The sequence below is a fragment of the Sphingomonas sp. OTU376 genome, from assembly GCF_038440415.1.
Classification (GTDB): Bacteria; Pseudomonadota; Alphaproteobacteria; order Sphingomonadales; family Sphingomonadaceae; genus Sphingomonas; species Sphingomonas kyeonggiensis_A.
The window spans coordinates 14097-32527 of sequence record NZ_JASATQ010000058.1 but is presented as its reverse complement, the minus strand read 5'-3'; the positions used below and the strand labels follow the sequence as shown (position 1 = coordinate 32527).

10 protein-coding genes and 1 tRNA gene are annotated in these 18431 nt (G+C 66.1%); 5 read left to right on the top strand and 6 right to left on the bottom strand.

What is annotated here, in order from left to right; genetic code table 11:
- Nucleotides 1–117: 117 nt before the first annotated feature.
- Nucleotides 118–4716, bottom strand: coding sequence for an NAD-glutamate dehydrogenase (locus AAHM44_RS19540; RefSeq protein WP_342251031.1), 4599 nt, complete (start codon nt 4714–4716; stop codon nt 118–120).
- 157 nt (nt 4717–4873) lie between these two features.
- The gene (locus AAHM44_RS19535; RefSeq protein WP_446746007.1) at nt 4874–6151 is read right to left on the bottom strand and encodes a PAS domain-containing protein; all 1278 of its coding nucleotides are present in this window, start codon (nt 6149–6151) and stop codon (nt 4874–4876) included.
- Between the two features lie 195 nt (nt 6152–6346).
- On the opposite strand from AAHM44_RS19535, the gene AAHM44_RS19530 reads away from it, so the two are divergent.
- A tRNA-Thr gene (locus tag AAHM44_RS19530) sits at nt 6347–6422 on the top strand.
- 231 nt (nt 6423–6653) lie between these two features.
- Here the strand turns inward: AAHM44_RS19530 and AAHM44_RS19525 are convergent.
- The 3 genes from AAHM44_RS19525 to AAHM44_RS19515 all read right to left on the bottom strand — a co-directional run bounded on the left by AAHM44_RS19525 (nt 6654) and on the right by AAHM44_RS19515 (nt 9186).
- On the bottom strand, nt 6654–7013 hold the full coding sequence (locus AAHM44_RS19525; protein ID WP_342251030.1) for a hypothetical protein: 360 nt from the start codon (nt 7011–7013) through the stop codon (nt 6654–6656).
- 223 nt (nt 7014–7236) lie between these two features.
- A complete protein-coding gene (gene nagA / locus AAHM44_RS19520; RefSeq protein ID WP_342251029.1) occupies nt 7237–8361 on the bottom strand; it encodes an N-acetylglucosamine-6-phosphate deacetylase in 1125 nt (374 codons plus the stop codon).
- A gap of 81 nt (nt 8362–8442) precedes the next feature.
- Nucleotides 8443–9186, bottom strand: a complete 744-nt coding sequence (locus AAHM44_RS19515; protein WP_269573997.1) for a GntR family transcriptional regulator — start codon at nt 9184–9186, stop codon at nt 8443–8445.
- Nucleotides 9187–9408: 222 nt separating this feature from the next.
- On the opposite strand from AAHM44_RS19515, the gene AAHM44_RS19510 reads away from it, so the two are divergent.
- Complete coding sequence (locus AAHM44_RS19510; RefSeq protein ID WP_342251028.1) at nt 9409–12066, top strand: TonB-dependent receptor; 2658 nt, start codon at nt 9409–9411, stop codon at nt 12064–12066.
- Nucleotides 12067–12309: 243 nt separating this feature from the next.
- Here AAHM44_RS19510 and AAHM44_RS19505 read toward each other — a convergent pair whose 3' ends face one another.
- Nucleotides 12310–12939 carry a helix-turn-helix domain-containing protein gene (locus AAHM44_RS19505; RefSeq protein WP_269573999.1) on the bottom strand — a complete coding sequence of 210 codons (630 nt, stop codon included), beginning with the start codon at nt 12937–12939 and terminating at the stop codon, nt 12310–12312.
- A 148-nt stretch (nt 12940–13087) separates the two neighbouring features.
- Between AAHM44_RS19505 and AAHM44_RS19500 the strand changes: the two genes are divergently transcribed.
- The 3 genes from AAHM44_RS19500 to AAHM44_RS19490 all read left to right on the top strand — a co-directional run bounded on the left by AAHM44_RS19500 (nt 13088) and on the right by AAHM44_RS19490 (nt 18431).
- Nucleotides 13088–15064, top strand: coding sequence for a serine hydrolase domain-containing protein (locus AAHM44_RS19500; protein ID WP_342251027.1), 1977 nt, complete (start codon nt 13088–13090; stop codon nt 15062–15064).
- A 10-nt stretch (nt 15065–15074) separates the two neighbouring features.
- Nucleotides 15075–16091, top strand: coding sequence for a dipeptide epimerase (locus AAHM44_RS19495; RefSeq protein WP_342251026.1), 1017 nt, complete (start codon nt 15075–15077; stop codon nt 16089–16091).
- 159 nt (nt 16092–16250) lie between these two features.
- On the top strand, nt 16251–18431 hold the full coding sequence (locus AAHM44_RS19490) for a TonB-dependent receptor (RefSeq protein ID WP_342251025.1): 2181 nt from the start codon (nt 16251–16253) through the stop codon (nt 18429–18431).

Here is an 18431-nt window from a genome sequence, read left to right as displayed (position 1 = left end):
CCCCCCCCCCCCCCCCCCCCCCCCCCCCCCCCCCCCCCCCCCCCCCCCCCCCGGGGAACCGGAGGGACACGGCCGCAAGGCTTCCCCTCCCCTTGCAGGGTGGGGAAGCGGATCGCTCTACCGCCCCAGCAGCACGCGGGCCTGGCCGGCGATCTGCGCGAGCATCGCGGCATTGGGCACCGCCGACTGGCGGGCACGGCGGACCAGCGCGGCGAACTGCTCGACGCGCGGGGCATTGGCCGAGAGCCAGCCATCGACGGCGGCCTGGGGCTCGCCCTTTTCGCCGCGATGGAGGAAGTCGAGGCGGATCTGCTGGAAGTCGCGGGCGAGGCCGGCGATCAGCAGGCGCTCCCACACATCGCCGGTGGTGATGCGCGCGGCGGTCGACTGGGCCCAGTCGAGCCCGAGCGCCTGGCCGAGCGACGTGAAGGCGCGGGTGAGCGCGGTCACGTCGGTGCCCATGCGGACGCTGAGATCGGCAAGGCCGACCGCACCATCCAGCTCGAACAGCTTGACCACCCGGGCGACCAGCTCGGCCGGCGCGCCGGCGGCTTCGAGCCGCGACGAGATGCGGTTCGACTGCGCCTTCACTTCGTCGAGCAGCAGGCCCTTGGCGGCCTTGTCGAGCGAATCGATGCCGGGCTTGAGACGGGCGATCACTTCGGCGGGGCTGGCGCCCGGCGGCGAGACGCGGAGCAGGTCGGCGACCTGACCGCGCACCGCCACCGCCATCTCGTCGAGCAGCGCGAGGCGCGCGCCTTCGCTGATCGGGGCGGTCTCGACCGCTTCCCACAAGGCGGGCAGGCAGAACAGCCGCTCGGCGACGACGAACATCGCCGCGATATCGGCCATCGCCGCGCCTTCCTCTTCGGCAAGCTCGAAGGGATGGAGCACGCCGAGGCGGTTGATCACGCGGTTGGCGAGCTTGGTCGCGATGATCTCGGTGCGCAGGCGATGCTCCTCGATCGCCTTGGCGAAGCGATCCTGCATGGCCTGGGGGAAGGCATGCATGAGATCGTCCTCAAGCGCCGGATCCTGGCCGAGATCGGCATGCTCGATCGCGTCCTGCAGCGCCAGCTTGGTCGAGGCGAGCAGCACTGCCAGCTCGGGCCGGGTGAGGCCGTTCTTGTCCTGGGCGCGGCGGAGCAGCTCCTCGTTGCTGCCAAGCCCCTCGACCGCGCGATCGAGGCGGCCCGAGCCTTCGAGGATCTCGATGACGCGGACATAGGAGGGCAGCGCGACATAGCCGTCATTCTCCATGAAGGAGAGGGCGAGCGTCTGCAGGCGGTTATCCTCGAGCACCAGGTGCGCGACATTGTCGGTCATCGAGGCGAGGAGCGTGTTGCGGTCCTCGAACTCGAGGCGGCCCTCGATCATCTCGCGGTTGAGCGCGATCTTGATGTTGACCTCGTTGTCCGAGCAATCGACGCCGGCCGAATTGTCGATGAAGTCGGTGTTGATCCGGCCGCCGAGCGAAGCGAAGGCGATGCGCGCGGCCTGGGTGACGCCCAGATTCGCGCCTTCGCCGACCGCCTTGCAGCGCAGCTGCTCGGCATTGACGCGCAGGCGATCGTTGGCGGGATCGCCGACCTCGCCGTTACTTTCCGACGCGGCCTTGATGTAGGTGCCGATGCCGCCGAACCAGAGCAGGCCGACCTGGGCCTTGAGGATCGCCGAGATCAGCGAGACGGGATCGATCTCGCTGACGGTAAGGCCGAGCAGCGCCTGGACTTCCGGAGAGAGCGGGATCGACTTCTCGGTGCGCGGGAAGACGCCGCCGCCCTGCGAGATCAGCGACGGGTTGTAATCCGCCCAGCTCGAGCGCGGCAGGGCGAACATCCGGTTGCGCTCTTCCCAGGACGCGGCGGGATCGGGGTTGGGATCGAGGAAGATGTGGCGGTGGTCGAAGGCGGCGACCAGCTTGATCGCCTTGGACAGCAGCATGCCGTTGCCGAACACGTCGCCCGACATGTCGCCGCAGCCGGCGACGGTGACCGGCTCGGACTGGATATCGGTGCCCATCTCGAGGAAGTGGCGACGGACCGAGACCCAGGCGCCCTTGGCGGTGATGCCCATCGCCTTGTGGTCATAGCCGACCGAACCGCCGCTGGCGAAGGCGTCGCCCAGCCAGAAGTTGCGCTCGATCGCGATGGCATTGGCGACGTCGGAGAAGGTCGCGGTGCCCTTGTCGGCGGCGACGACGAAATAGGGATCCTCGCCATCGAGGATGCGGACGCCGTCCGGATGGACGACCGCGCCCGAGACGATGTTGTCGGTGATCGACAGCAAAGTGCGGATGAAGATCCGGTAGCTCTCGGTGCCTTCGGCGAACCAGGCGTCACGGTCGGTGGCGGGCGAGGGGAGCTGCTTGGGATAGAAGCCGCCCTTGGCGCCGGTCGGCACGATCACCGCGTTCTTCACGCGCTGCGCCTTCATCAGGCCAAGGATCTCGGTGCGGAAGTCGTCGCGGCGATCGGACCAGCGCAGGCCGCCGCGCGCGACCGGGCCGGCGCGCAGGTGGATGCCCTCGACGCGCGGGCTGTAGACCCAGATCTCGCGCCAGGGGAGCGGGGCGGGGAGGCCGGGCACCTTGGCCGAATCGAGCTTGAACGCCAGCGCTTCCTTTGCCGCGGGGGCATAGGCGTTGGTGCGGAGCGTCGCGAGGACGACGCCGCGGATGGTGCGCAGGATGCGATCGTCGTCGATCGCCTGGACCTGGGCGAGGCCGGTCTCGATCGCGGCGGCGGCCGCCTCGATCGCGGCATCGTCGCCGGCGCGCGCCGGATTGTGCGCGGCGTCGAAGCGCTCGATCAGCGCAGTCGCGACGTTGGGGGCGCGGCGCAGCGCGTCGACCACCGTGGCCATGCCGTAGTTCATGCCGGTCTGGCGCAGATAGCGGAACCAGGCGCGGAACAGCACGACGGAGGCGGGCTTCATGCCGCTCTCGACGATCAGCCGGTTGAACAGGTCGTTCTCGGCATTGCCCGCGAGGACGGCGGCGAGCGCGTCCTCGATCACCGCGGTGTCGCCCTTCAGCCCGGTGGCCGAGACGGCGAAGTCATGCACGAAGGCGCCGCCGGAGAGCTCGGTCGGCACTTCCTCGATCACGCGGAAGCCGAAATTCTCGAAGGCGGGGACCGCGTCGGACAGCGCGAGCGCGGCGCCCTGGGCATAGAGCTTCACCCGGTATTCGCCGGGCTTGCCGTCTACCGGCGTGATCCGCACCGAGCGGTCGCCCGGCCCTTCGAGGCGGGCGAGGTGGAGGATGTCGCGCGCGGCTTCCTCGGGAGTCGAGGTGGTGCGGTAGGCGGGCGGGAAGGCCGAGGCGTAGCGCAGGGTCAGGCGGGTGGCGCCGGTGGGGCCGGCATCGTCGAGCAGCGCCGCTTCGACCGCGGGCGCCCAGCCGCGCATCATCCGCTCGAGCTGGTTGTCGAGCGCCTCGGCGTCGGGCATCACTCCGCCGGCGCGCAGGTCGAGCGTGTAGCGCAGCAGCGCGACCTCGCCGTCCTCGAGCGCGATCGACCAGTTGATGATCTTGGCGCTGGCGGCGTCGGCGAGCATCGTGCCGATCGCTTCGCGCCGGGTGGTGCCGACTTCGTCGCGCGGCAGCCAGACGAACGCGAACAGGTGGCGGCCGAGCGGGCTCTTGACCAGCGCCAGCTTCGAGCGCGGCCGGTCGGCGACCGACATCGAGGTGAGCACCAGATGCTCGAGCGAATCGGCATCGAACGCGGTGGTCAGGTCATGCGGCAGCGCGGTCAGCGCGTGCTGCATCGCCTTGCCGGTATGGCCCTTGGGATCGAAGCCGAACTTGCGCTCCAGCCCTTCCAGCCGCGAGCGCAGCACGGGCACGTCCTCGGGATTGGCGAACAGCGAGGCGCTGGTCCACAGCCCGGCATGGATCGACAGGCCGGTCACGTCGCTGCCGGTGAGGATCGGCACCGCGACGATGTCGAGCGGCACGCGGCGGTGCACCGGCGAGATCGAGTTGGACTTGAGCAGCAGCGGCACTTCGCCGCCCTTCCGGAAATACTCCACCGCCGCCTTGCGCGAAGCCTCGGCGAGGATCGGGGTGTCGAGCTCGTGCCGGGCAAGGCCGAGCTGATCGCCGACATCGCCGCTCGCGGTCCAGGTCTCGTGCGCGAGCAGGGTCATCGCGCCTTCCTGGAACCAGCGCAGCAGCTTGGCGCCCTCGCGCCCGCCGACGGTGGCGGCATCGGCGCCGATCGCGCTCTGCAGCGCGCGCCAGTCATGCACCGCGTCGCGGACCTGAGCGAGGGTGCGCTCCAGCTCGACGACCAGGCTGCGGCGCGCGCGGGCATCGGCGCGCTCCATCTCGATATAGATCATCGATTCGCGCTTGCCGGCGTCGATCGACTGGAGCTTGCCGGCGCCATCGCGCTCGACGGAAATCACGGGGTGGATGATGCGGTGGACGGCGACGTCATAGGTCGCGATCGCGCCCGAGATCGAATCGACAAGAAAGGGCATGTCGTCATTGACGACGGCAAGCCGCATCCGGCGGCTCTCCTCGCCCTGGAAGGTCTCCAGCACGACCTTCGCCGTGTCCGGCGGACGGACGGCGGCAGCTTCCGCGACGAAGTTCGCCGCCTCCGTGCGCTCGGCCTCGCCGAAATCTTCCAACTCTCCCGGCAGCGCTCCCTCGAGCAACCGCGCCTCGAACGCCTGCGTCAGCGACGTCATCATGCTTTTCATGGCAGTACCGCCTACGCCTGTGGAGTGACCGGCTCAAGACTCGTTCTGTAAGAAAATTACAAACGTGCGGACATTGTGGAGCCGGCGCACGAAAGTGACTCTCGTGCGGGGGAAAGCTCTGAGTATTGGAGGCCGAGGGCCGCCGAAGCGGCGGATTTCAGGCCGCGGCCTTGCGCACCAGGCGCTCGGTCAGCGGGCTGTCCTCGACCTGGGCGACGATGTCGAGGCCCTGCTTGCCGGCGCGGGCGAGCAGCACGACGAACTCGCGGTCCGCCGGGATCGCGACGGTCATGTCGACATGACCGAGCGGCGGGCGGCTGCGCAGTTCGGCGGCGATCTCGGCAAAGGCATCGGGCCTGGCCGGCGGGCGACGGAATTCGCGCTCGGCCTTCACCACGCCCTTGATGCCGCCCTCGGCGCCATCCAGGAACGCATCGAGCCCGCCCTGCGGCACGCCGGTACGCTTGGCATGGCTGAGCACGGCGGCGAATTCGGTGACGCGGGTCTTGTCGTAATCGGCGCCGAAGACGAGCTTCACGGCCGGCGTCATCGGTGCGCGGGCCTGGACGGTGAGCCCGGCATCGGCGAGCAGTTCGGCATAGCCTTCCGCATCGTCATCGACGGCGAGCGCGAAATCATAGGCCCGGGCAAGCGCGCGGTAGAGTGCCGAGCGGCTGCGCGTGTCCGACGCGCGGGCGGCGGCGGCCGATTCGCGGGCGAGCAGCAGCTTGTCGGCCAGGCTGGCATCGACGGTGATCGGCGATTCGGGGGCAGGGGCTTCCGCGGCGGCGGGGGCATCGAAGCCGGCGCTCGGGCCATCGGCCCAGACGGGGGCGGCGACGAGGCTGCGCGGCGCGGTGCGGCGCGCTTCGTCGACCTCGGCCTCGAGCCTGGCCTGGGTCTCGGCGTCGACCAGTTCCTTCCAGTTGATCACGCCGTAGATGAAGTCGATCGTGTCGTCGTTCGACGAGAAGGGCATCAGGATGCCGCGATAGAGCGTATTGTGCCCGCGCGTGCCGACGAACTCGGCCTCGAAGCCGATCGGCGCGCGATTCGCGATGATTTGGAGATAATGATCGGTCAGGCGCGAGAGCAGCGAGCGGCTGGGCACCTGGGCGACATGGGTGATCGTCGCGTCGAGGCCGGTCTCCTCGCGCAGCGCGCGGCCGAGGAAGCGAATCGCGGGATCGTCGACGCCTTTGGAGAAATCGAGCAGCACGCTGTGCGCGCCGAAATCCATGATGTTGTCGGGATCGAGATCCTCGATCGACGGATAGGCGCGGCCATGGAGGAGCGAGACCCAGTGATTATAGGCGCGCACATGCATGCGGCGCTCATCGGTGCCGATCGTCAGCTCGCGATCGTTTACGGCGTCGTCCGCCTCGTGCCCGGGGTTCGAGCCGAGCGGGTGGTTGATGCCGCGCGCCATGTCCATGCGAAATGCTCCACTCGGGGCAATGGCCCCTTTGTACTTGTAGCAAGGCTTGTGCCCCGCCTGTGGTAAACGTCGCGTAAAGGCGGCGCTTTTCGACGGGTTTTGATGGCGGGGCCATTGCGGGTGCTTGTCAGCCCCGAAACATGCTGGTAAGCGCGCCGCTCCTTCGGGGGCGGAAGCGCTCCTGCTTGGTTGGCCGCCTTAGCTCAGCTGGTAGAGCATCGCATTCGTAATGCGGGGGTCACAGGTTCGAGTCCTGTAGGCGGCACCACCCACTTTATAGCGTTGAAACCAGGGACCTGCGGACGGGCGTTCGGCTGGGTCGTGCGTGGGGCGTTCTAGGTAGGAAAATGGGTCCGACTTAGCCTGAGCAGGTTGACGCGACCAACGTGGCGGAAGAGGTCTGGCTGAAGTCCAAATATGCAGTTGGCTTCGCATGGATTATTCGGCGATCCAGCAACAGGATGCCCCAGCTAACGTGGTTGCACATGAGCCTGGGTGGTTAGCTGCCACTCCGAGCACCACTCGATGGCCCCGCGCCGCAAGCCACATCATGCACGATGGCCAGATCAGCATCTCGGAATATGCTCATCAAGTCCTCGTCGCCATCCAGCTTCCGAAGGACAGTCCCATCTGCAGCATAATCGATTATGCGGCTTGGGAAGCTCGACTGGGTAGCGCAGTCAAAATTCTCAAGCCAATCCGAGTAAGCGGCATTATCGCGGATCTTGGCCCAGGTTACGCGAACCCAAAGTTTCTGCTGCCGTCCTTGAATTATGCTGGAACGGTCGAGAGCGATCGTAGCTGTTCCGTCACTGGGTAGAAAAAGCCAACGATCTTCCGCCGCAAGAAGTGCGGCCATTGCCATAGTGATGGGAGCTAGGAGACCGGCAATCATTGCTGCCCGTCTTACGCCAAAGCCTCATCAGGCATCAATGTCCGCTATTGGGGCGTTTGCAGACTGGCCGGTTTAGGATCAGCCGTGCACCGCGGAAAGGCCGCGAACGGGTGGCTGGCCGGCCGACAACTTTCGCGCAGAACAAACTATGAAACCACTGTCCGGTTCGGGCCTGCCAGGGGATGGGCTAGCGCCCGCCGATCCAGGTCGCAATGACCCGTCCTGCGTCGTCGAGCAGCACGAGGTCCGCCAAAAAGCCGGCGGCAATGCGGCCTCGCGTCCGGCCCAGGCCGATCAGCGCAGCGGGGCTGGCGCTCGCCAGCTCCACTGCCGTCGCGATGTCGAGACCGAGCATCGACATCGCGTTTCGCACTGCGGCCGCCATGTCGAGATGCGAGCCGGCCAGCGTTCCGTCGTCGCTGCGGCAAGCCCCGTCCTTCACGGTGATGCGGCGGCCCTGAAGCAGGAATTCGCTCGCAAGCGAGCCGACCGAGGGCATCGCGTCGGTCACCAGCATGAAGCCGCTGCTGGGCTTGCAGCGTAGCGCCAGACGAAGCGTCGCCGGGCTCACATGATGGCCATCGACGATCAGGCCGCATGTCAGTTCAGGCGAATCGAGCGAAGCGCCGACCATCCCCGGCTCGCGCGAACCGAGCGGCGACATCGCGTTGAACAAGTGGGTCACGCCGCGCATGCCGGCAGCCACCGCCGCCTTGGCTTGGATATAGCTGGCATTGGTATGCCCGGCCGAGACGACCACGCCGGCGGCGACAAGGGATTCGATTTGCGCTGGGGAGACCCGTTCGGGCGCGAGCGTGATTAGGGTGCGGCCGCGCTTCAGGCCGGTCAGCACCGCCATGCCGTCCTCGTCGAGCGGGCGGATCTTCTCGGCCGAATGGATGCCCTTGCGATCGACGTTGAGGAACGGACCCTCGATGTGGATGCCGAGCACACCCGGCACACCCGCTTCGATCGCGGCATCGACTGCGGCCACTGCGCGGCGGATCACGTCGAGGTCGTCGCTGATGAGCGTCGGCAGGAACCCGGTGGTGCCGAAGCGACGGTGCGCCGCACCAATCGCGGCGATGCCCGCGACGGTGGGCGCGTCGTTGAACAGTACGCCGCCGCCGCCGTTCACCTGGGTATCGATGAAGCCGGGGACCAGCGTACCCGGCAGAGACTCCCGCACGGCATCCGGGGGAAGGGCACCGGCGGGAACCAGGTCGATGATGCGCGCTCCATCGACCAGCACGGCGATGCCGGTCTGCAGCGCGCCGTCCACCAGCGCGCGCGTGGGGATCAGCGCCCGCATCGAATCTTACCGGTCGTCTCGGCGAACTGATCGGCGTGCGCGGGGATGGTCCCGCGGCGCGGATGGGAGGAGATCACCAGCTTAGCCGCGTGTGTCGAGTTCGGCGACGAAGTCATAGGCGTCGCCGCGATACCAGCTGGTCGTTGCCTCGATTACCCGGCCATCCGCCAGGAAGCCGCGCCGCTCGATATAGAGCACGGGCGCGCCCACATCGACGCCAAGCAGGGCCGCCCGTTCTGCGTCGCACAGGGCAGCGCGCAATCGCTGGAGCGCCCGAACGGGACGATTTCCGGTCGCTTCGAGCGCGGCGTACAGCGAGGAGCTGACCGCCTCGATCCCCGGCAGGCCGAAGCCTGGGATGATCGCGAATTCGAGCGCCATCGGCACGTCGTCGGCATAGCGGATGCGGTGGAAGCGATAGACTTCGGTGCCCGGGCTGAGGCCGAAGGTGAGCGATTCCTCGCCCGTCACCGCGCTCGCGGTGCGGATCAGCCATTCGCTGCGCACGGTCCGCCCGCGCGAGGCCATATCTTCCGAGAAGGACGAGAGTTTGGCGAACTGCTTCTCGACCCGGCTGGCCACGAAGGTGCCCGCGCCGTGGCGGCGGACAAGCAGCCCCTCGTCGACCAGCTTGTCGATCGCCTTGCGCAAGGTGATCCGAGAGACCGAGAGGTCCGCAGCCAGATCCCGTTCGGCGGGCAGCGCTTCATTCGGCTTGAGCAGGTTATCGAGCAGGGCTTCGCGCAACGCGTTCTCGAGCTGCCGGTATAGCGGCCCTTTTCCCCGGCCATCGAACGGCCTGATCTTTTTTGCCAGCAGCGGCATCGCTTCCCCATAGTCGGCTGTGCGCCTTATGCAACACTAGTACCACTAACGTACCATTGTCAGTAGAAAATTTCAGAGGACTGTAATCCCAATGTAAGAATCCGTCTTGACGACCCTCATGACCTAAGGAATGGTACGGGTATTGGTACGCGACTGGTATACCAACGGCGTACCACAAAGAATAAAACGAAGTTCAGAAACATCTGACCAAGGGGATGAGACATGGGGATCCGGGGATTTCTTATCGGCACGGCCAGCGCCATGGCGCTGCTCACCGGCGCCGCGCATGCACAGACCAGCGACACCACTGCCCAGCCTGCCGATGAAGGCGAGATCGTCGTCACCGGCTTCCGCGCATCGCTCGCCCAGTCGATCGATGCCAAGCGCAAGGCCGATTCGATCATAGACTCGGTCTCGGCGGAAGATGTCGGCAAGTTCCCCAACACCAACGTTGCCGAAGCGCTGACGCTGGTTCCGGGCGTCACCGTCGACCGCCAGTTCGGCCAGGGCGAGAAGGTCTCGATCCTCGGCACCGATCCGGCGCTGAACCGCACCCTGCTCAACGGCCAGACCGTGGCTTCTGCCGACTGGTTCATTCTGGATTCGCCGGGCCGTACCTTCAACTATGCGCTGCTCGCGCCGCAGCTGGTCAACCGCGTCGACGTCTACAAGTCGCCCGAGGCGCGCATCGACGAAGGCTCGATCGGCGGCACCGTCAACGTGCTCACCCGCAAGCCGCTGGAGCTGAAGCCCTTCGTGGTCGCCGGCTCGCTCGGCTATCTCTACAATGATCGCTCGGAGAAGGGCGACGTCCAGGGCTCGGCGCTGGTCAGCTGGCATAATGAGAGCAAGACCTTCGGCATCCTTGCCTCGTTCCAGCGCGCCAAGGATCGTCTGCGCCGCGATGGCCTGGAGAGCTATGGCACGATCACCGCGGACTTCTGGGCCGGCAAGAACGACGCCGGCACCAGCTCGATCACCACGGGCAACTGCACGGCCACCTGCGCGACTACGCTGACCGCGAGCCCGGGGGCCAAGTTCCCGAACGCGTTCGGCACTTCCTATTTCGAGCAGAACCGCGAGCGCCTGACCTACTCCGCCACCGCCCAGTGGAAGCCGGTCGACGAGTTGACCGTCACTGCCGACTGGCTGCGCATCGACGCGACCTACGACAATCTCAACCAGTCGATGTACGCCTTCCCGGGCAATGTCTGGAACAGCGCTGGTTCGCTGACCGGCCTAACCGTCGACAACGGCATCGTCACCAAGGCGAGCTTCAAGAACGCGCTGTCGGTGCTGGATGCCCAATATCGCGTCGCCGAGATGCACTCGCAGACGTTCCGCGGCCAGATCGGCTGGGACGACGTGCATTGGGACCTGAATGTCGAGGGCGGCGTGTCGGATGCGGACGGCGGCACCAAGAAGCAGGTGTTCCTCGAGTTCCTGAACTGGGCCGACTATACCGTCGACATCAGCGGCGCGCCCGACAAGCCCGGCACGCTGACCTATGGCAGCAACGTGCTCGGCAATCCGGCGGCCTTCGCCACCGATCCGGGCTGGAGCGGCAACCTCGTCAACAAGCCGACCACCGACAAGGAGCGCTATGGCCAGGTCGATCTCGGCCTGAAGTTCGACGGCTCGCTGAAGCGCTGGTCGTTCGGCTACAAGTATCGCCATCACGAGACCGGCCAGGAATATGCCGGCATCGCGCTGACCGGCCTTTCGGTGCCGGCGAGCAATTTCGACACGCGTCCGGTCAAGGGCAATTACCTGTCGGGCTTTGATGGCATCAACGACCAGATGGCAGACCGCTTCGTCATCAACGGCGATTCGATGGTGGACTATGTCCAGGGCCGCCCGAACCTGCCGACTCCCTCGATGTTCGCCGCCGCCGAGTTCACCGCCGGCAACTGGAACATCAAGGAAGACATCCAGGCGCTCTACAGCCAGATCAACTTCGAGCAGGGCGCCCTGCGCGGCAATATCGGCGCGCGCTATGTCCATACCAAGACCGAGAGCGCGGGCTTTGTCTGCAAGCCGGGTGCCGCGTGCAACGCACAGGCCGACTGGATCTGGCAGACGACGACCCGCTCCTACGACAATGTCCTGCCGAGCGTTAACGTCGCGATCGCGCTGCAGAAGGACCTGACCTTCCGCTTCGCCGCGGCGCAGGTGATCGCGCGGCCGAACTATGCCGACATGTCGAACTACTTCTGGCTGTCTGACCAGATCGGCACCGGCGGTGGCGGCAACCCGAATCTGAAGCCCTACGAATCGACCAACTACAACGCGTCGCTCGAATGGTATTTCGCACCGCGCGCGATCCTGGCGGCTGAGGTGTTCTACAAGGACATCGGCAATTACATTCTGCAGAAGACTGCCCGCGAGCAGTACTTCAACCAGTTCGTCGGCGCCGTGACCACCTACAACATCAGCCGGCCCTTCAATGCGGGCTCGGCCAATGTGAAGGGCTTCGCGATCGCCTATCAGCAGAGCCTGCCGCTCGGCTTCGGCCTGCTCGCCAACTACACCTATGCGGACGGCAAGGGCGAGGAAGGGGCGGACCTGCCCTACAACTCGAAGCACCAGGCGAGCCTCAGCCCATTCTTCGAGAGCGGTCCGGTCGCCCTGCGCGCAACCTATACCTGGCGCTCGAAGTACTTCACCGGCATCGACCGGGGTGACCAGATGTATGTACGCGACAGCGCCAATGTGGACGTGTCGGCTACCTACAACATCACCAAGGAAGTCGGGCTGACCGTCTCGGGCATGAACCTGACCGACAGCCAATACTACGCCTATGCCAACACGCAGCGCCTGCCGCGCGGCGTGTACAAGAACGGCCGCAAGCTCCTCGCGACCGTCAATGTGAACTTCTGACCCTCCAACCCCTGGGCCGGCGGCCGGACGCGCAATCGTCCGCCCGCCGGTCCTTTTTACCTTGCAGCTTCGCGCGGTCGCCACGCGCTTTGCGAATGTCTGGAAGGATGGCCGCCATTGGTCCGCTGCTCGTGGGAATGCTCTCCGCGATTCGCTGGACTGCCGCGTCGCGCCGAGCGGTGTTTCACCTACAGGCCGACATTCGCGTTACCGATCGTCTCATCCAACCGTTCGCATAGGCAATCAGGCGTGTAGGTTGAGCAGTGAGTCCATGAGACCGTCCTCGGCGCTCGAGCAGACGCCCAGGATCACGGCCTCGTCACAGCCGTCGCCGGTCACATAGCCATGGCCCATGTTCGAATCGATGTAGATCGATTCGCCGGCCTCGAGCGGCACCGGATCATAGAATTCGGTGTGGACGACGATCCGCCCGCTGACGACGAAGATATATTCCTCGCCCGAATGGTGGACGAGATCGCCAAACTCCTCGGCGGTCTTGGCGCGCACCTTGGTGATCACCGGGATCATCCGCTTCCGGCGCAGCTCGGTGCAGAGGTAGTAATAATCGTAATTGGCCGTGTTGACGCGCACCGCGCGATCGAGGTCGCCGATGCTGCGCCGCGCGGTCACCTGCGTCTCGGGCGCCGAATCATTCTCGGCGAACAGCTCCGACATGCGGATGTTCAGCCGCTGGCTGAGCTGGAGCAGCTTGTCATAGGTCAGCGTCAGCCGGTCATGCTCGACCTTGGACAGGGTCGAGACCGGGATGCCGCTCTTCAGGCTCATCTCCTTGAGCGTCCAGCCATTCCTGGCGCGCAGCGCCTTTAGCAGGGTGCCCAATGTTGGATGCTCGGGCTTCAGCTTCGTTGCCATGCGGCGCCTCTGTTTGACATTTTTCTGAATAGGATCATCATGTCCTAATCAGGCTTATTCATTGAGCATAGCTTAGCCGCAGGCGGATACCGGCGCAATCGACATGCCGGAGTCCTGGGCGGGCGAGAGGAAAGGGGGACGACGCTTTATGTGGAAACGTTCGCTCGGGGTGCTGGCAGCGGGGCTGCTGGGCATTGCCATATCGGTGCCGGCCTTCACCCAGGCGCCATCACCGCTCGCTCCCGTGGCGCAGACCAACGCGCCCGCCGCGCCGGTCGCCAAGCCGGCTGTCGCCGCCAATCTGACCAAGGCCGATGCCGATGCCTGGCTCGACGGCTTCATGCCCTATGCGCTCGCCCGCGGCGATGTCGCCGGTGCGGTGGTGGTCATCGTCAAGGACGGCCAGGTCGTGACGCAGCGCGGCTTCGGCTATGCCGATGTCGAGAAGCGCAAGCCGGTCGATCCCGCGACCACGCTGTTCCGCCCCGGCTCGACGTCGAAGCTCTACACCTGGACTGCGGTGATGCAGCTGGTCGAGGCCGGCAAGCTGAACCTCGACGCGGACGTGAACCAGTATCTCGATTTCAAGATCCCGCCCTATCAGGGCAAGCCGATCACGCTGCGCAACATCATGACGCACACGGCCGGTTTCGAAGAGATCATCAAGGGGCTGCTGAGCTTCGACAAGCCGGTGCCGAGCCTGGGCGATGTGCTCAAGCACCGCGTCCCCGAGCGGATCTATGCGCCGGGCAGCACGCCGGCTTATTCCAACTATGCCACCGCGCTGGCGGGCTACATTGTCGAGCGCGCGTCCGGGATGCGCTTCGACGACTATGTCGAGAAGAACATCTTCGACCGGCTGGGCATGCGCTATGCCAGCTTCCGCCAGCCGCTGCCCGACCGGCTCAAGCCGTTCATGTCGCAGGGCTATGAACTCGGCTCGGGCAAGGCCAAGGGCTATGAGCTGATCGGCATGGCGCCGGCGGGTGCTTCGGCAATTAGCGGCGGCGACATGGCCAAGTTCATGATCGCGCACCTTGCCAATGGCGGGCCGCTGCTCAAGCCCGAGACCGCGAAGCTGATGCACACTGTCCAGCCCAGCGCGATCCCGGCGATCAACGAAATGGCGCTCGGCTTCTACGAGCAGCGCATCAACGGCCACCGCGCGATCGCGCATGGCGGCGACACCGTCTATTTCCACAGCGACCTGTGGATCTTCCCCGAAGACAATGTCGGGCTCTACATTTCGATGAACAGCGGCGGCAAGGACGGGGTGACCCGCGTGCTCCGCGGCTCGCTGTTCGACGAGTTCGCCGATCGCTACCTGCCCGATCCGAACAAGGCGGCGCCCAAGGAACTGCCCACCGCCAAGGAGCACGCCAAGCTGCTCGTCGGCAGCTGGACCAACAGCCGCCGCATCGAATCGAGCTTCGCCAAGATCATCAACCTGCTCGGCGATACCAAGGTGACGCTCGACGCCGAGGGGCGCCCGGTGATCCCGGCGCTGACCAGCCCGGGCGGCGCGCCGCGCAAGCTGATCGAAGTCGCGCCCTTTGTCTGGCAGGACGCCTATGGCCATGAGCGGCTCGCGGCGCAGGTGGTCGACGGCAAGGTCGTGCGCTGGAGCTTCGGCGAAGTCTCGCCGTTCATGATCTGGTACCGCACGCCCGCCGCGCTGGACTCGGCCTGGCTGGTGCCGGCTTTGCTGTTCGGCGTGGGCATGGTGTTGCTCAGCGCACTATCCTGGCCCGTCGGCTGGTTCGCCCGCCGTCGCTATGCAGCGCCGCTGAAGCTCGAGGGCGAGGCGCGGCGCACCTATCGCGCACTGCGCGGCTTCGCCTGGCTGGTGCTGCTGGCGCTGGTGCTCTGGGGGGTCGTGATCACCGGGCTCGAGAATTTCGAGAGCCATGGCTCGACCGACTGGCTGATCCTGCTGACCCAGTTCGTCGGCACGCTGGCATTCTTCGGGATGTTCGGACTGTCGATCTGGAACGCCTGGCTCACCTGGCGTGACAAGCGCGGCTGGTTCGCCCGCATCTGGAGCGTACTGCTGGTGCTGGGGGTGTTCTTCATCCTCTGGGTGGCACTCGCCTTCCACCTGGTCTCGTTCGGGACCGAGTTCTGAGGGCGTGGTGATGCGCCGCTCGCTCGACATCGCCGTGGAACGGCTTCCCTTCGCGAAGCCGTTCCGCATCTCCGGTCATGTCTTCACCGAGTCTCCGGTGGTGGTCGTCACTGTCTCTGACGGCCTCCACACGGGGCGTGGTGAGGCGAGCGGCGTCTATTATCTGGGGGACGATGAAACGACGATGGCTGCCGCGCTGGAGACGGTGCGCGACGGCCTGAGTGCGGGGATGACCCGCGCCGAGCTGCAGGCCGAGCTGCCCGCCGGCGGCGCCCGCAACGCGGCGGATTGCGCGTTGTGGGAGCTCGATGCCAAGCGCGAGGGGGTACCGGTGTGGAAGCTCGCCGGGCTTCCCGAACCAAGGCCGCTGCTCACCACCTTCACGCTGGGTGCCGACGATCCTGGCGTGATGGCGGAGGGCGCGCGTGCCTATGCCGATGCCCGTGCGCTCAAGCTCAAGCTGACCGGCGATCTCGACCTCGACATCGCCCGGGTGCGGGCGGTGCGTGCCGCCCGGCCCGGATGCTGGATCGGGGTCGACGCCAACCAGGGCTTCCAGGCGGACGAACTCGACCCGCTGGTCGCGGCCCTGGTCGAATGCGAGATCGCGCTGCTCGAACAGCCGCTGGCGCGTGGACGCGAGTCTGATCTCGACGGGTTCAACTCGCCAATCCCGATCGCCGCGGACGAAAGCGCGCTGACGCTCGCCGATGTCGACGGGCTGGTCGGGCGCTTCCAGACGGTCAACATCAAGCTCGACAAATGCGGCGGCCTCACCGAGGCGATCGCGATCGCCAGGCGCGCGCGGACGCTGGGGCTCGACGTGATGGTCGGCAACATGGTCGGGTCGAGCTGGGCGATGGCGCCGGCCTGGCTGCTCGGCCAGCTCTGCGACGTGGTGGACCTGGACGGGCCGACCTTCCTTGCTGCCGACCGCACGCCGGGCATCGTCTATCGCGACGGATATATCGACTGCCCCGAGGCGGTGTGGGGCCAGCGTGCCCTTTTGGCCACGCCTGCAACTTAATTGTCAAATTGGATTGACTCTTCTCTAATCAGGATAATAGCATCCTGATTAGGCAAAGGAGTGGCTGCGTACGCGCCAAGTGCCGCGCAGCTTACCGGCCGCCATCTGCACAAGCGGAGGCGGAGAGGACATCGAACTTCCGAAGGGGGGAGACGAACGATGACGCGCAAGACCAATCGGGCCCATCTGCTGATTACCGTCGCGGCGGTCACGCTGCTGCTGCCCTGCGCAGCATTCGCGCAGGAAACGCCACCGTCGCCAGTGGCGGGCGATGACGAGATCGTCGTCACCGCACAGAAGCGCGAGGAGCGGTTGCAGGACGTGCCGATCTCGATCAGCGTGGTGGGTGGCGAGCAGATGCAGCAGAGCGGCGCATCGCAGCTCGCCGACTATGCCGCCTATGTGCCTGGCTTCCAGGTCGACAATGCCGGCTCGCCGGGTCGCTCGACCCTGTCGCTGCGCGGCGTCGCGCCGATCGGGCCGAGCGCCACTGTTGGCATCTATCTCGATGACGCGCCGATCGGCTCCAGCGGCATCTACAACCGCGCCCAGACCTTCTCGCTCGACCTGCTGCCCTATGACATCGAGCAGATCGAAGTGCTGCGCGGGCCGCAGGGCACGCTCTACGGCGCCAGCTCGATCGGCGGCCTGCTCAAGTACGTCACCGTCCAGCCCGACCTGACCAAATTCTCGGTCCGCGCCGGCGGCGAGGTGTTCACCATCGCCCATGGCAGCGATGCCGGCTGGGCGGCGAGCGGGCTGGTCAACCTGCCGATCGTCGCAGACAAGCTCGCGATCAGCGGCAGCTATTCGCGCCGCAAGACGCCCGGCTTCATCGACAATGTGCTGACCGGCGAGAAGGACGTGAACTCCGCCGTCCAGCAGGGTGCCCGCGTCGCCTTGCTCTTCAAGCCGGACAACAAGCTGACGGTGAAGCTGAGCGGCCTGTGGCAGCGCACCGAGTCCGACAATTTCGGCATCCTCTACGAAACCCAGGGCAGCCCGACGCCGCTGGCGCCCGGTGCCTCGTGGCTCAGCACCAACTCGCAGCTGCCCGAGCCCTTCCACAGCGACTTCAAGTTCCTCTCGGGCTCGATCTCCTATGACATGGGCTTTGCCGAGCTGAGCTCGACCACGTCATACAGCGAGCTCAAGATCCTCGAGACCAGCGATGCCTCACGCGTCTATGGCGTGATCTGGGGCGGGCTCGCCAATTATCCGGCGAACCTGCACCAGAAGAAATGGACCGAGGAAGTCCGCCTGACCTCGGCTACGAACAAGCTGCTCGATTGGCAGCTCGGCTTCTTCTACACCGATGAGGACAATAGCCACGACCAGCTGGTCCGCGCGCTCGACGCCAATGGCCAGCCGCTCGCGCCGTTCGATCCCTTCGCGATCGTCGGCCTGCCCAACACCTACAAGGAATATGCGGTCTTCGGGAACGCGACGCTGAAGCTCGGCGACGTCTTCCACATCACCGGCGGCCTGCGCTGGGCGCGCAACGACCAGACCTTCACGCAGAGCACCCAGATCCCGCTGCTCGGTCTGAACAGCGGCGGCGATGGTTCGTCGAGCGAAGAGATCGTCACCTGGAGCGTGAGCCCGCAGGTCAACCTCAACCGCGACACGATGCTCTATGTCCGTGCCGCCAGCGGCTATCGCCCGGGCGGGCCGAACATCGCGTTGCCCGGCTTCCCGGCGACGGTGAACTCCGAAAGGGTCACCAGCTACGAGGCCGGCATCAAGACTCGCTTCCTCGATCGCAAGGTGACGTTCAACGCCGCTGCCTTCCTGCTCGACTGGAACGACCTTCAGGTGGCCCAGGCCTTCGCCAACGGCATCAACGGGCTGGTCAATGCCGGCACCGCACGCAGCCAGGGCGTGGAGGCGCAGCTGCTGATCCAGCCGGTCGCCGGGTTCAGCGTCGGCGGCAATTTCGCCTACACCGATGCCAAGTGCACCCAGACCACGCCGAACTGCACTGATGGCGACCAGCTGCCCAACGTGCCCAAGCTCGCTGCAGCGATGACCGCCGATTACGACTGGGCGCTAAGCGGCTCGACCCGGGCGCATGTCGGCGGCGCGGTGCGGATCGTCGGCGATCGCATCTCGGCGGTGGCAAGCGATCCGCTGTCGGTGCCGGTCGATGGCTATGCGACCTTCGATCTCAACGCATCGGTCACGTTCGACGGCAAATGGACGCTGCGCGCCTATGCCCGCAACCTGACCGACAGCGAGGGGCGCATCACCACCAGCGTCGCCACGGTGAACCCGGGCTATCTCTCGACCGTTCCGGTCCAGCCGCGCACGCTGGGTCTCGCGCTCGACATCGCCTTCTGA